Annotated in this window: 1 protein-coding gene; it reads right to left on the reverse strand. The window is 66.8% G+C overall.

Going from position 1 to position 364, the window contains the following annotated elements:
* On the reverse strand, nt 1-364 hold a 364-nt coding region (locus D0817_RS26875; RefSeq protein WP_497756101.1), incomplete at both ends, for a hypothetical protein.

Raw genomic sequence — 364 nt, forward strand, 5'->3', positions numbered from 1 at the left:
CCAGTTTCTTCTTCAGCAGTTCGGTCAGCTGGGCCGGGTTGGCCTTGCCTTTCGAGGCCTTCATGGCCTGTCCGATCAGCGCGTTGAGCGCCGCCTCCTTGCCGGCGCGGTACTGCTCGACCGACTTGGCGTTGGCGGCCAGCACCTCGTCGACGATCGCCTCGAGCGCGCCGCTGTCGGAGATCTGGCGCAGCCCCTTCTGGTCGATGATCGCGTCGGCGACATGCTCGTCGCCCGACTTGGCCTCCCACATCGCCGCGAACACCTCCTTGGCGATCTTGTTGGAGATCGTGCCGTCGGCGATGCGCGCCAGCAGCAGCGCCAGTTGCGACGCCTCGACCGGCGAGTCGGCGATGTCGACGTT

The sequence above is a fragment of the Flavobacterium cupreum genome (genome assembly GCF_003996965.1).
In the GTDB taxonomy this organism is placed as follows: Bacteria; Bacteroidota; Bacteroidia; order Flavobacteriales; family Flavobacteriaceae; genus Flavobacterium; species Flavobacterium cupreum.